This window comes from Methylobacterium litchii, assembly GCF_038442315.1.
Lineage (GTDB): Bacteria > Pseudomonadota > Alphaproteobacteria > Rhizobiales > Beijerinckiaceae > Methylobacterium > Methylobacterium litchii.
Window position 1 is genome coordinate 78,318 of record NZ_JBBXMY010000011.1, and the last position, 12,330, is coordinate 90,647.

Here is a 12,330-nt window from a genome sequence, read left to right on the forward strand (position 1 = left end):
CGGACTGACGCCTTGCGCGCCGGACGATTGGGACCGGTGCCGCACAAGCACTCGGTTCTAGAGAGGCAGGCGGGATGGCGGAAATCGCGGGAATTCGTCGACAATTCATCCGGACTGCGATGGAGGCGCCCTTCCTCGCCCGCGAAGAAGAGCGCGACCTCGCCGTCCGCTGGAAGGACAGGCGCGACGAGCGTGCCCTTCACCGTCTGATCTCGGCCCATATGCGTCTCGTCATCGCCCTGGCGGGGCGCTTTCGTCATTATGGGCTGCCGATGGCCGACCTCGTTCAAGAGGGGCATGTCGGTTTGATGGAGGCGGCGGCCCGCTTCGAGCCGGAGCGGGAGGTGCGCTTCTCCACCTATGCGACGTGGTGGATCCGGGCTTCGATCCAGGATTACATCCTGCGCAACTGGTCGATCGTGCGCGGCGGGACGTCCTCGGCGCAGAAGGCCCTGTTCTTCAACCTGCGCCGCCTGCGCGCCCGGTTGATGCAATCCACCGAAGAGCATGTCGGCGACGAGATCCACCGCCGGATCGCCAGCGCCATCGGTGTCTCGCGGGACGACGTGGCTCTGATGGATGCCCGCCTCTCGGGGCCGGACATGTCGCTGAACGCCCCCGTGGGCGAGGACGGCGATGCCGCCTCCGAGCGGATGGACTTCCTCGTGGATGGCGCAGCCCTTCCAGATGAGACCGTCGGTGCGGCCGTGGACGGCGAGCGCCGCCTCGGCTGGCTGCAGCAGGCGCTGGGCGTCCTCTCCGAGCGTGAGTTGCGCATCCTGCGCGAGCGTCGCCTCGCCGAGGATCAGGCGACCCTCGAAGCCCTGGGCCAGCGCCTCGGCATCTCGAAGGAGCGCGTGCGCCAGATCGAGAACCGCGCCCTGGAGAAGCTCCGCCGCGCCTTGGCCGACCGCTTCCCCGCCGAGACCGGCAGCCCCTACGTCGGCTAATCCCCCGCGCGACGCGCACCAGAAGGCCCGGCCCCTCGGCCGGGCTTTGTCATGTCAGGCCGGCTGGTTCTGGTGGGAGGCGCGTCGCTCCCGGCGCTTCCGGCGGCGGCCGGGCTCCGGCGTCGCATCGAGCCAGATCACGAGGCCGAGGGCGAAGAGGGCCGGCACGCCGAGGGCGAGGAACGCCCCGGTCCAGCCGAACCATCCATAGGCGAGGCCGCCGTACCAGCCCGACAGGGCGCCGCCCACGCCCTGAACCGCGTTGACGCTGCCGAGGGCCGTCTGGGTGCGGCCCGAGCCCCAGGTTAGGTCAGCCACCACCACGGGCACCGCGACGCCGACGATGCCCGAGGCGATGCCGTCGAGCACCTCCGCGCCGATGAGCCACCATGGATCGTCGATCAGCCCCGACATCACCGCCCGCAGGGGCAGCACGGCGAAGGCGACCATCAGCAGGAGTCGCCGTCCGCGCCGGTCGGCCAGGGACCCCGCGAACAGGGCGACCGGCACCATCACGAGCTGCGCCACCATCACGTAGCGGGCGGTCCAGACCGTCGCGTCGCCGGAGGTCGCCACGAGCTTCTGCCCGAGCAGGGTCAGCATCCCGCCATTGCCGAGGTTGAAGAGGGTGAGCGCCACGGTGAGCACCAGCAGGCGGCGGTTGCCGAGCACCTGCCGGATGCCGGAGCGCTCGGGCTCGTCCTCCTCGTCCTCCGTCCAGCCTACCGCCCGGCGGTGGTTCCAGGCGTTGGCGGGGGTCGTCACCGTCGCGACGATGGCGGCGAGCGCCATGGCGCCGAGCACATAGAAGGCCGTGGCCGGGCCGAAGGGGGCGCCGAGGCTGATGATGCCGGCCGCCAGCAGGATGCCGAGATGGTTGAAGGCCTGATTGCGGCCCTGCTGCTTCGGAAACCCGTCCTTGCCGACGATGCCCAGCGTCAGCGCCGCCACGGCGGGCAGGAGCAGCGTGCCGCCCGCCGCCGCCAGGAGCTGCGCGGTGAACACGGCGAAGAAGCTGCGGGCCGGGAGGAGGAGGAGCGTGCCGGCGAGGATCGCGGTGCAGGCCCCGCCGATCAGCAGCCGGGGCCGGGGCACCCGGTCCACCAGGGCGCCGAAGGGACCGCTCAGGAACAGCGTACAGAACCCGACCAGGGTGACGACGAACCCGACCCGCGCCGGGCCCCACTGGGCCGATTGCGCCAGCCATGTCCCGAGGAAGGGGCCGAGCCCTCCCTGGATGTCGCCGATGAAGAGGTTGATCAGGGAAAGGTGGGCGGTGGGGGGCATGCTGTCCGGCTACCGTGGGGCCGCCCGCATGGGCTGCGCCGACGGTGCGGTCAAGCTCCCTCACGTCGTCTCCGGCGGACCGTATTGCATGGCGCCCTCGCCGAACGACCAGTTCTCCGGGACAACCTCGACAAGGTTGATGAAGACGTTCCCGGGGCGAACACCGGGATCGTCGGCGAGGTTGCCGGCGATGGCGCGGTAGAGCGCCCTCTTCTGGCCGGTGGTCCGGGTGGCGTTGGCGGTGATCTGGATCAGCACGAGGTCGTCGTCGCGCGGGATGCCCAAATAGGTTCGTCCATAGGCGAAGCCGGCTGCGTCATGCTCGTGCACGATGGCGAAAAGGTCGTCCTCCGGCACGGCGAAGGTCTCGCGCATGGCCCTGTAGACGCCACGGATCAGGGCGGCGCGATAGTCCGGGCTCTTTCCGGCGCGCAGGGAAATGCGGGTCAGGGGCATCGGGATCTCCTCAGAGGCGAGACGTGGCATCGCGCAGGTCCGCGAGGCCGGGGGAAGCGAGGTGCAGGATCTCGCCGTCGCCGGCCGCCGGCTCGCCTGCGCGCAGGACGAAGCGCGTCACGCGCCACGACGTGGGATCGAGCCCGCACAGCACGGCGAGAACGTCCGGCTCCGCGCGGAGGGAGGCCCCCCACGCGGCGTCCTCGCGACGTTCGGTGCCGAGATCGGCCTCCGGTGGGAGGGTCCGGTGGGTGATGGCGAGGCTACGGGCTTGGGCGGAGGGGCCGGTCTGGATGGCGAAGGGCAGCCACAGGTCGGTTCGCGGGCGGCCGAAGGCCTGCAAGACGGCGGCAAAGCCGGAACCCGCGAAGAACGCTGCCGCCGCGCCGGCGTCGCGCCAGAGGTAGAAGGAGCTGTAGGCATTCTCGGATGCGCCACGGCTCCGGTCTTCGAGGGTGAACGCCTTAAAGATCAGGTCGGGCGCGGTGTCCCAGGTGGGGCCGCGGGCGGCGATGCGTGCGCGGATGAGGCTGAGGTCGTAATCCGCAGGCAGGCGGTGGCGGTACCGGGCGAGAATCATCCTGTCCTCCGAGGGGTGCGAAGACAGGATTGCAACGATCGTCGATTAAAGAAATATATTCGAGTAGATATCTCTCATAACGGATCGCTATGATGACGCCGGAGCCGGAATCCAGCCTCGATCTCGATGGGGTGCGCGCTTTCGTGCGGGTGATCGATCTGGCGAGCTTCACGCGGGCTGCCGAATCCCTGGGGACGTCGCAGGCCGGCGTCAGCCTCCGCGTGAAGCGCTTGGAGGACCGCCTTGCCGTCCGCCTCGTGGATCGCACGCCCCGCCATGTGGCGCCCACGCCCCGGGGGGCGCGGTTTCTCCCCGCAGCGCGACGCCTCCTCGAAGCGCATTCCCGCGCCCTCGCGGATCTGGCCGACATGCCGCCGCCGCGCCTCAGCCTCGGCATCAGCGAACATGTGGCCGGGCCGGGCCTGCCGGATCGCCTCGCCCGGCTAGGTCTCGACGGCACCGGGCTCGTGCCGGAGGTGGCGATCCTGCCGTCCCGCGAATTGGTCACGGCCTTCCTGGCGGGCCGTTTCGATGCGGTGCTGGTGCGAGCGGATGGGGCGGAGCCGGATGAGGGCCAGGATCACGGCGTGGTGCTCGCCGTGGAGAGGCTCGGCTGGTACGCAGCGCCGTCCTTCGTCTGGGCGCCCGAGGCGGGGCGACCCCTGCCCGTCGCGACCCTGGCGAAGCCCTGCAACGTCCGGGCGGTGGCGGAGGTCACCCTCGACGCGGCGCCGCTGCCCTGGCGGGAGGTGTTCGTCGGTGGAGGCGTCGCGGCGGTCGGCGCCGCCGTAGCCGCCGGGTTGGCCGTGGCGGCCCTCGCGCCGGGCACGGCCCCCCCGGGGGCGGTGGAGTCCGGACAGCGCCTCGGCCTGCCCGAACTGCCGCTTACGCGGATCGTCCTGCACGCGCGCCCCCAGCGGGGGGCGGCAGCGGAGGCGTTGCGCGCCCTGTCGGCCGCCTATCGCGGTCCGGGCGCGCCGTGACCCATCAGGAGGCGAGCGGACCCGTGGCGCCCTGCTGCTCCATCATCTTCTGCCGGTAGAGGCCGACGAAGTCGATCGGGTCGATGTAGAGGGGCGGGAAGCCGCCGTTGCGCACCGCCTCGGCGACGATCTGCCGGCCGAAGGGGAAGAGCAGGCGCGGGCACTCGATCATCACGGCCGGATGCATCTGGTCTTCCGGGATGTTCAGCATGCGGAAGATGCCGGCATACTTCACATCGAAGGCGAACAGCACCTCGTTGTCCATCTTAGCGTCGCCTTCGAGGGTCAGCTCGACCTCGAAATCCGTCTCGCTGAGCTGCGAGGCGTTGACGTTCACCTGGATGTTGATCTGCGGCGAAGCGCCTTCCTTCGGCTGAAGGGAGCGCGGGGCATGCGGGTTCTCGAAGGAGAGGTCCTTCACGTACTGCGCCAGGGCGTTGATGGTGGGGGCGCCCTGCGGCATGCCGCCGCCGTTGCCGTTGGCTGCCGGGGAATCGGCCATCGGATTCATCCTTCTCGATCTGACGTCCGGCGCGGACGGCGGAAGATTGTCTTGGCACGGGCCGCCCAAGGCCCTTACTCCGGCGCGGCTATCACGCCCGCAGGGAACCGACAAGCGACGCTGCGGGGCGAGATCGGCACAGGATTCAACCACCGGTCGCGCGGGTTCGTCGCATCACAAACGGGACTGCCCGAACAACCGGCTCGATCCGAGCGCGTTGGTCGGATAAGGGTGAACGTACGACGCGCTACGGCAGGGCCCAGACGCGCGGGGCGACAGACGCGCGGACGGCCGCAATCGGATCGGTGATGCAGGACGGTTTCGACTTAACGACGATCATCTTCCTGGCGCTGGCCGTGTTCGTCATCTGGCGGTTACGCTCGGTCCTCGGCCAGAAGACCGGTGCCGAGCGCTCGCCCTTCAAGCCCGTGGAGCGCAGCCGCACGGAGCCGCAGAACCGGGGCGGCGACAACGTCGTGCGCCTGCCGGGCGTCGACCGCGTGGCCCAGCCGGCTCCGGCCGCTGCCCCGCGTGACTGGCGCGGCATCGCCGAGCCGGGCTCCGAGGTGGCGCGCGGCCTGGAGGCCGTGGTGCAGCTGGAGCCGAACTTCGAGCCGCGCTCCTTCATCGAGGGCTCGAAGGTCGCCTACGAGGCGATCATGATCGCCTTCGCCAAGGGCGACCGGAAGACCCTGCGCTCGCTGCTTTCGAAGGAGGTCGGCGAGGCGTTCGAGCGGGCCATCGCCGAGCGCGAGCGCAACCGGCAGACGCTGGAGACGACCTTCGTCTCCATCGACCGGGCCGAGATCGTCGCCGTGGACGTGCGCAACCGCGTCGCCCACGTCACGGTGCGCTTCCTCTCCAACCTCATCACCGCCACCCGCGATGCCAACGGCAAGGTCGTGGACGGCAGTGCGGAGACGGTGGTCGAGGTGCCGGATGTCTGGACCTTCGCGCGCACCCTCGGCTCGCGCGATCCGAACTGGCAACTCGTTGCCACCGAGGCCGGCGCCTGACCGTCTGGTGACGTGCGACCTCCGCGTGCCCGCCTCGGACTCGCCTCCGTCGCCCTAGCCGCGGCGCTTCTGGCGCCGCCGGCCGCCTCGGCGCCCGCCGAGATCGCTGGCGCACGCCTCGAACCCGTCGCCATCGCCGACCTGGCAGGCTTTCCGGGGCCTGACCCAGCCGGGGCACTCGAAGCGTTCCGGCGCGTCTGCGCCGCGCCGATGCCCGCGCCGCCCCAGCGGAACGGCGTCACGGGGAACGTCGTCGATCTCATCGCCGCCTGCGCCAAGGCGCTGACCGTGCCGCCGCAGGGCGCCGCCGACTTCTTCCGCCGCGCCTTCTCCGCCTATCGCATCGTGCGGCCGGACGGGACACCGGGCTTCCTCACCGGCTATTTCGAGCCGGAACTGCCGGGCTCCCTCACACAGGCGCCGGGCTTCACGACGCCGATCCTCGCCCGGCCGGACGATCTCGTGAATCTTGGCCCCGGCGAGACGCGCCCCGGCCTCGATCCGGCCCTGCGCGCCGCCCGCGCCACGGCGTCGGGGTTCGAACCCTATCCCGATCGGGCCGCCATCGAAGACGGGGCCTTGGCCCAGCGGGCGCGGCCGATCCTGTGGCTGCGCGACGGCGTCGATCTCCTCGTGCTGCAGGTCCAGGGCTCGGGCCGGATCCGCCTGCCGGACGGCCGGGCGGTGCGGGCGCTCTATGACGGGCGCAACGGCCGCGCCTATACGGCGGTGGCGAAGCTCATCGTGCAGGAGGGGCACCTGCCCCTCGAAGGGTTGACGCTGGCCCGCTGGACGGGCTGGCTGCGCGACCACCCGGACGAGGCCAAGCGGCTCATCCGCCGGAACGCCTCCTACATCTTCTTCCGCCTCGCGGAGGTCGAGGAGCCCACCCTCGGTCCGCCGGGGGCGGCGAACGCGCCGCTCTCCCCCGGCATCGGCCTCGCCGTCGATGGCACGCTGTGGCGCTACGGCCTGCCGTTCTGGCTGGAGGGCCGCCTGCCGGGCGCGCGGGAGGGCGAGCGCGGACGCCTGACCATCGCCGCCGACACCGGCTCGGCCATCGTCGGGCCGGCGCGGGGGGACCTGTTCGTCGGCAGCGGCGCGCAGGCCGGTATCGCCGCCGGCAACCTGCGCGATCCGGTGGGCTTCGTCGTCCTGCTGCCGCGCCACGGGGGCGGGTCGTGAAGTCGCCGCGCCGCTCCCGCGGCCTCACCTCCGGCGACAGCCGCCTGTGGCGCGAGGTCGCCAAGCGCTTCACGCCGCTGCAGGGCCGCCCGATCCCGCAGGCCGAGGAGCCGATCCCCGCGCCCTCCGCCGCCACGATGCCGGAGCGCCTGCCCGGCCCCCAGGCGACGCCCTTCAAGGGCGCGCCCGCCAAGGCGCCGCCGGCCTTCGTGCCGCCGCCGCCCCGCGTGGCGACCGCTGCGCCCTATCAGGCGCCGCCGCAGAACCCGATGCCCCATGCGGGCCTCGAAAGGCAGGCGCGGATCGCCCTGAAGCGCGGGCGCCAGCCCATCGAGGCACGCCTCGACCTGCACGGCATGATCCAGTCCGAGGCCCATTCGGCGCTGACCGGCTTCATCCTGCGGGCGCGGGCAGCGGGGCACGGCTACGTCCTCGTCGTCACCGGCAAGGGCGGGGAGACCTATGCCGACCCGTATCGCGAGCGCGGCGTGCTGCGCCGGAACGTGCCGCACTGGCTGCGCTCACCGGAATTGCGCGGCATCGTCCTGGGCTTCGAGGAGGCCGCCCGCCACCATGGCGGCGGCGGCGCCCTCTACATCCGGCTGCGGCGGCGGTAGGGCTCGGGCTCCGGCTCGGGCTGGCTCTCCGCCTCCGGCAGGAAGGGCAGGCGCAGCCGCGCGGCGTAGGGGTAGATCGCCGGCAGGACCACGAGGGTGAGCAGCGTCGCGGAGACGAGGCCGCCGATCACCACCGTGGCGAGCGGCCGCTGCACCTCCGCCCCCGCGCTGGTCGAGAGCGCCATCGGCAGGAAGCCGAGGGTCGCGACGAGGGCCGTCATCATCACCGGGCGCAGGCGGGATTCGGCGGCCTCCGTCGCCGCGTCGCGGGGGCTCAGCCCCTCGCGTTCGAGGTCGTGGATGGTGTTCGTGAGCACGACGCCGTTCAGGATCGCGATACCGAAGGTCGCGATGAAGCCGATGGCCGCCGAGATCGAGAAGGGCAGGCCGCGTAGATAGAGGGCGAGGATGCCCCCCGTCGCCGCGATGGGCACGTTCAGGAAGATCAGCCCGGCGAGGCGGATGTCGCCGAACATCACCACGAGCAGCACGAGGATCGCGGCCAAGGCCGCCGGCACGACGAGGATCAGCCGGGCGGTCGCCTCCTGCAGGTTCTGGAACTGGCCGCCCCATTCGAGGGAGTAGCGCGGCGGCAGCGTCACCTGCGCCTTCACGGCGGCCTGGGCCGCGTCCACGAAGCTCTGCACGTCGCGGCCGCGCACGTTCGCCTGCACGGAGATGCGTCGTTGCAGGCTGTCGCGGCTGATTTGCGCCGGGCCGGAGGCGACCTCGACGCTGGCCACCATGGAGAGCGGCATCATCCTCTTGCCCGAACCGCCCACCGGCAGGGTGCGGATGCGCTCGATGTCGCTGCGGTCGGCGGGATCGAGGCGCACGACGATGTCGGTGATGGAGTTGTCGTCGCCGTAGACGACGCCGCTGGTGCGCCCGCCGATGCTCCTCACCACGTCGAGCACGTCGGAGACGTTGATGCCGTAGCGGGCGGCCTTGGCGCGGTCGACCGCGACGGTCAGGGTCGGCATGCCGGCCTGGGCCTCGGCCTTCACGTCGGCGGCGCCGGGCACGGCGGAGACGACCTTCACGATCTCGTCGGCCTTGCTCGCCAGAACCTTCAGGTCGTCGCCGTAGAGCTTGATCGCCACGTCGCCGCGCACGCCCTGAAGCAGGTCGTCCATGCGCATCTGGATCGGCTGCGAGAAGGAATAGGCGACGCCCGGCACCTCCGCTTGCAGGCGCTTGTCGAAGGCGGCGACGAGCCCGTCCTGGCTGTCGGCGGTCGTCCAGGTGGCGGGATCGGTGAGGGTGATGAAGCTGTCGGTGGATTCGACGCCCATCGGATCCGTCGGGATCTCGGCGCTGCCGGTGAGGGAGACGACCTTCTTCACCTCGGGGAAGGATTTCAGCACCGCCTCGATCCGGTGCACGATCTTGAGCGAGGCGTCGAGGTTGATGCCCGGCAGCTTCTCCGAGGTGATGACGATGGAGCCCTCGGCCAGTTGCGGCAGGAACTCGCCGCCGAGCCGCGTGGCGACGAAGCACGAGCCCGCGAAGAGCGAGAGCGTCAGCAGCAGGGTGATCCCGGCATGGCGCTCGGCGAGCCGCAGCACCGGGGTGTAGGCGCGGCGCATTCCGTGGACGAGGCGGGTCTCGTGCTCCCCGAGCCCCTTGCCGGACAGGAAGAGCGCGGCCAGCGCCGGCATCAACGTCATGGTGACGATCAGCGAGCCGCCGAGCGCCAGGATGACCGTGAGCGCCATCGGCACGAACATCTTCCCCGCCACGCCCTGGAGCGCCAGGATCGGCACGTAGACGACGATGATGATCGCCACCGCGAACATCACCGGCTTGGCGACGGCGGCGGCGGCCTCGCTCACCACGGCGAGGGGCGGCCGGTCGGGATGGGCGCCCCGCGCGCGCAGCACGTTCTCGATCATCACCACCGAGCCGTCGACGATCAGCCCGAAATCGATGGCCCCCAGACTCATCAGGTTGCCGGAGAGGCCGATCAGCCGCATCCCCGCGAAGGCCATCAGCATGGAGAGCGGGATCGCCGCCGCCACGATCAGCCCGGCCCGCAGATTCCCGAGGAGGAGCAGCAGCACCACGATGACCAGGGCCGCCCCTTCGAGGAGGTTGTGCGCCACGGTGTGGATCGTGCGGTCCACCAGGGCGCTGCGGTCGTAATAGGGGACGATCGAGACGCCGGGCGGCAGCTCGCTTCGAAGGGAGTCGATGGTTGTCTTGACGCCCTCGACCACGGCGCTGGCATTCTCGCCGTACTGCATCAGCGCGATGCCGACGACCGTCTCGCCCTGCGCGTCGTGGGTGACGGCGCCGAGGCGGACCTTCGGCGCCTGCACCACCTTGCCCAGCGTCGAGACCAGCACCGGGATGCCGCCGGCGGCGGTGGTGACGACGACGTTGCCGAGATCCTCCGGCCCCTTGGCGAGGCCGAGGCCCCGGATCGTCAATTGCTGGTCGTTGTGCTCGATATAGGCGCCGCCGCCGTCGGCGTTGTTGTCCTGCAGTGCCGTGTAGACCTGGGCGAGGGTCACGCCGTAGCGGCGCAGGGCCTCGGACGAGACCTGCAGCTCGTAGGTCGGCAATTGGCCGCCGTAGATGTTCACGTCCACCACGCCCGGCGTCAGCTTGAGCTTGGGCGCGATGGTCCATTGGAGGATGCGCTTCAGCTCCATCGGCGAGGTGGCGGGGCCGCGCAATTCGAACTGGTAGATCTCCCCGAGGCCGGTCGCCATCGGCCCCATCTGCGGATCGCCGACGCCCGCCGGCATCATGCTCTTGGCGAGCGCCAGGCGCTGGAACACCTGATCCCGCGCGTCGCGGATCGGCACCGCGTCGTGGAAGGTCACGTAGACCGCCGAGATGCCCGCCCGCGACACGGAGCGGACGCCCTCCATGCCCGGCGCCCCGGCCATGGCGTTCTCGACGGGGAAGGTGATCAGCCGCTCCACCTCCAGGGGGCCGAGCCCCGGCGAGAGGGTGAGGACCATCACCTGCTTGGGCGAGATGTCCGGCACCGCGTCGATGGACAGGCCCCGGAGGTTGGCGATGCCCCCCGCCGCCCCGGCGAGCGCCAGGACGAGGACGAGGAGGCGGCGCCGCACGAGCATCGCGAACCAGCGTTTCATGGCGCGGCGCTCAATCGGTGGAGCCGAGGAGGCTGCGCAGCAGGATCGCCTTGAGGGCGAAGCTGCCCTGGGTCGCGACGGTCTCGCCCTCGGCCACGCCGCCCTCGACCTCCACCCAATCCGCGCGGCGGATGCCGAGCGTCAGGGCGCGGCGGACGAAGGTGTCCGGCCCGGTGCGGACAAAGGCGATGGGGCCCTGCTCGGTCTCCTGCACCGCGGCGGCGGGGATCGTCACGCCGGAGCGGCCGATGTCGGCCGCGATCGTCACGGAGACGAACATGTTGGCGCGCAGCGTATCGCCGGGGTTGGCGATCTCGATCCGCGCCGGGGCGGTGTTGGTGGCGGGGTCGAGGGCGGCGTTGATCGCCCCGACCGTGCCGGCGAACCGCTCCGAACCGGGGATCGGCGCCGCGATGGTGGCTTGGTCCCCTGTCTTCACGCGGGCGATGTCGGGGCCGTAGAGGTTCGCCAGGACCAGCATCCGCGACGGGTCGGCGACGGTGATCGCGTTGCGGGCGGTGTCGATCACGTCGCCGATGGTGATGCCGACGCTCGTCACCACGCCCGCGATGGGCGTGACGATGGCGCTCGTGCCCGGCGCCGCGCCCTCGGCGGGGGCGAGGCGTTCGTATTGCGCCCGGTACATGTCCGTGTTGGCCTGGGCCGACTTCACCGCCGCCTGCGCCTTGGCGAGATCGACCTGCCGCCGCTCCACCTCGGCCTTGGCGACGCCGCCGAAGGATAATTGATCCTGCCCTCGCTTCATCTGCAGCGCGGCGGCCTGCTCCGAGGCGACCGCCTCCCCCAGGGCGGCATTGGCCGAGGCGAGGCCGTTGCGCGCGTCGAGGATGCCCGCCGCGTCGAGGGTGGCCAGCACCTGCCCGGCATGGACGCGGTCCCCCGGCTGCACCGCGAGGCTCAGCACGCGGCCCTGTGTGCGCGGCTTGAGATGCGTCACACGCCGCTCGTCGAAGGCCACCGTGCCCGGCGCGCGGACGGGCAGCACGATCCGGCGGATCACCGCCTTGCCCTCCCTGACGCCCGCCCGCGTGCGGCCCGTCTCGTCGAGGGTCACGGTGTCGGGATCGCCCTCGGCCGGCTTGTCCTTGGCTTGCGCGGCGGGCGCCTCCGGCTTGTCCCCGTAGCCGGCGAAGGACATCAGCGCGTCGCGCTCGATCCAGCCGGCGCCCGCGAGCCCGGCGAGGAGCAGGAACCCGAGCGTCCGGCCCCACCCGCTCCGGCGGCGCGGCGCGCTCACGGACGCGGAGGAGGGCGTCGCGCTTCGCTGCGGCGGCTGGCGCGAGGCGGGGTTCGGCCCGTACCGGAGGGAGGGCGCGTCACGCATCGAAGCCCGACGGCATAACCGCCTCGGTGACGTAACGGCCGCTCTCGACCTCGCGCACGATCACGTCGAATCCCTCCGAGCGCCACATCTTGAGTTGCTCCACGCAGACGTAAGCCCCGGTCGTGACGTCGTAGAGCCGGGTCTGCCCGTAGCGATTGATCAGGCGCCGTGGGCGCCGCTTCCTGGCCACGATCCGCACCCCCAATGCGGTCAACCCGACCGGCTACCTCCGCCAAACAGGCGGATGCCGTCGGGTTGCGGTACGATTTAGAGTTATTCCAGATTGTGGTGCGGCGACC

General features: G+C 71.3%; 12 protein-coding genes. 5 read left to right on the plus strand and 7 right to left on the minus strand.

Annotated elements, in window-relative coordinates; genetic code table 11:
• Window positions 1–74: 74 nt before the first annotated feature.
• Entirely contained in the window at window positions 75–950 is an 876-nt protein-coding gene (locus AAHF99_RS19020; RefSeq protein ID WP_243953679.1) for an RNA polymerase factor sigma-32, read from the plus strand.
• Window positions 951–1,004: 54 nt separating this feature from the next.
• Here AAHF99_RS19020 and AAHF99_RS19025 read toward each other — a convergent pair whose 3' ends face one another.
• The 3 genes from AAHF99_RS19025 to AAHF99_RS19035 are packed head-to-tail and all read right to left on the minus strand — an operon-like array spanning window position 1,005 to window position 3,273.
• On the minus strand, window positions 1,005–2,237 hold the full coding sequence (locus tag AAHF99_RS19025; protein ID WP_342166054.1) for an MFS transporter: 1,233 nt from the start codon (window positions 2,235–2,237) through the stop codon (window positions 1,005–1,007).
• 60 nt (window positions 2,238–2,297) lie between these two features.
• Window positions 2,298–2,693: a tautomerase family protein gene (locus AAHF99_RS19030; protein ID WP_342166055.1), complete on the minus strand. Its 396-nt coding sequence runs from the start codon at window positions 2,691–2,693 to the stop codon at window positions 2,298–2,300.
• A gap of 10 nt (window positions 2,694–2,703) precedes the next feature.
• Window positions 2,704–3,273: a DUF4865 family protein gene (locus tag AAHF99_RS19035; protein ID WP_342166056.1), complete on the minus strand. Its 570-nt coding sequence runs from the start codon at window positions 3,271–3,273 to the stop codon at window positions 2,704–2,706.
• A 92-nt stretch (window positions 3,274–3,365) separates the two neighbouring features.
• On the opposite strand from AAHF99_RS19035, the gene AAHF99_RS19040 reads away from it, so the two are divergent.
• Entirely contained in the window at window positions 3,366–4,256 is an 891-nt protein-coding gene (locus AAHF99_RS19040) for a LysR family transcriptional regulator (protein ID WP_342166057.1), read from the plus strand.
• A gap of 4 nt (window positions 4,257–4,260) precedes the next feature.
• Here the strand turns inward: AAHF99_RS19040 and secB are convergent, their stop codons facing one another.
• A complete protein-coding gene (secB, locus tag AAHF99_RS19045) occupies window positions 4,261–4,758 on the minus strand; it encodes a protein-export chaperone SecB (RefSeq protein WP_243953681.1) in 498 nt (165 codons plus the stop codon).
• 308 nt (window positions 4,759–5,066) lie between these two features.
• Here secB and AAHF99_RS19050 point away from each other — a divergent pair, with 308 nt between their 5' ends.
• The 3 genes from AAHF99_RS19050 to AAHF99_RS19060 are packed head-to-tail and all read left to right on the plus strand — an operon-like array spanning window position 5,067 to window position 7,576.
• Complete coding sequence (locus AAHF99_RS19050; protein ID WP_342166058.1) at window positions 5,067–5,774, plus strand: Tim44/TimA family putative adaptor protein; 708 nt, start codon at window positions 5,067–5,069, stop codon at window positions 5,772–5,774.
• Window positions 5,775–5,786: 12 nt separating this feature from the next.
• On the plus strand, window positions 5,787–6,959 hold the full coding sequence (gene mltA / locus AAHF99_RS19055; RefSeq protein WP_342166059.1) for a murein transglycosylase A: 1,173 nt from the start codon (window positions 5,787–5,789) through the stop codon (window positions 6,957–6,959).
• Complete coding sequence (locus AAHF99_RS19060; protein WP_342166060.1) at window positions 6,956–7,576, plus strand: Smr/MutS family protein; 621 nt, start codon at window positions 6,956–6,958, stop codon at window positions 7,574–7,576. The genes mltA and AAHF99_RS19060 overlap by 4 nt, the downstream gene beginning before the upstream one ends.
• Here the strand turns inward: AAHF99_RS19060 and AAHF99_RS19065 are convergent.
• Genes AAHF99_RS19065 through AAHF99_RS19075 form a run of 3 tightly spaced genes read right to left on the minus strand, consistent with a single transcriptional unit; the run spans window position 7,552 to window position 12,221 of the window.
• A complete protein-coding gene (locus AAHF99_RS19065) occupies window positions 7,552–10,686 on the minus strand; it encodes an efflux RND transporter permease subunit (RefSeq protein WP_342166061.1) in 3,135 nt (1,044 codons plus the stop codon). The two genes, AAHF99_RS19060 and AAHF99_RS19065, sit on opposite strands and share 25 nt — an antisense overlap.
• A 10-nt stretch (window positions 10,687–10,696) precedes the next feature.
• On the minus strand, window positions 10,697–12,031 hold the full coding sequence (locus tag AAHF99_RS19070; RefSeq protein WP_342166062.1) for an efflux RND transporter periplasmic adaptor subunit: 1,335 nt from the start codon (window positions 12,029–12,031) through the stop codon (window positions 10,697–10,699).
• Window positions 12,024–12,221: a polyhydroxyalkanoate synthesis regulator DNA-binding domain-containing protein gene (locus AAHF99_RS19075; protein ID WP_342166063.1), complete on the minus strand. Its 198-nt coding sequence runs from the start codon at window positions 12,219–12,221 to the stop codon at window positions 12,024–12,026. The genes AAHF99_RS19070 and AAHF99_RS19075 overlap by 8 nt, the downstream gene beginning before the upstream one ends.
• Window positions 12,222–12,330 lie beyond the last annotated feature (109 nt).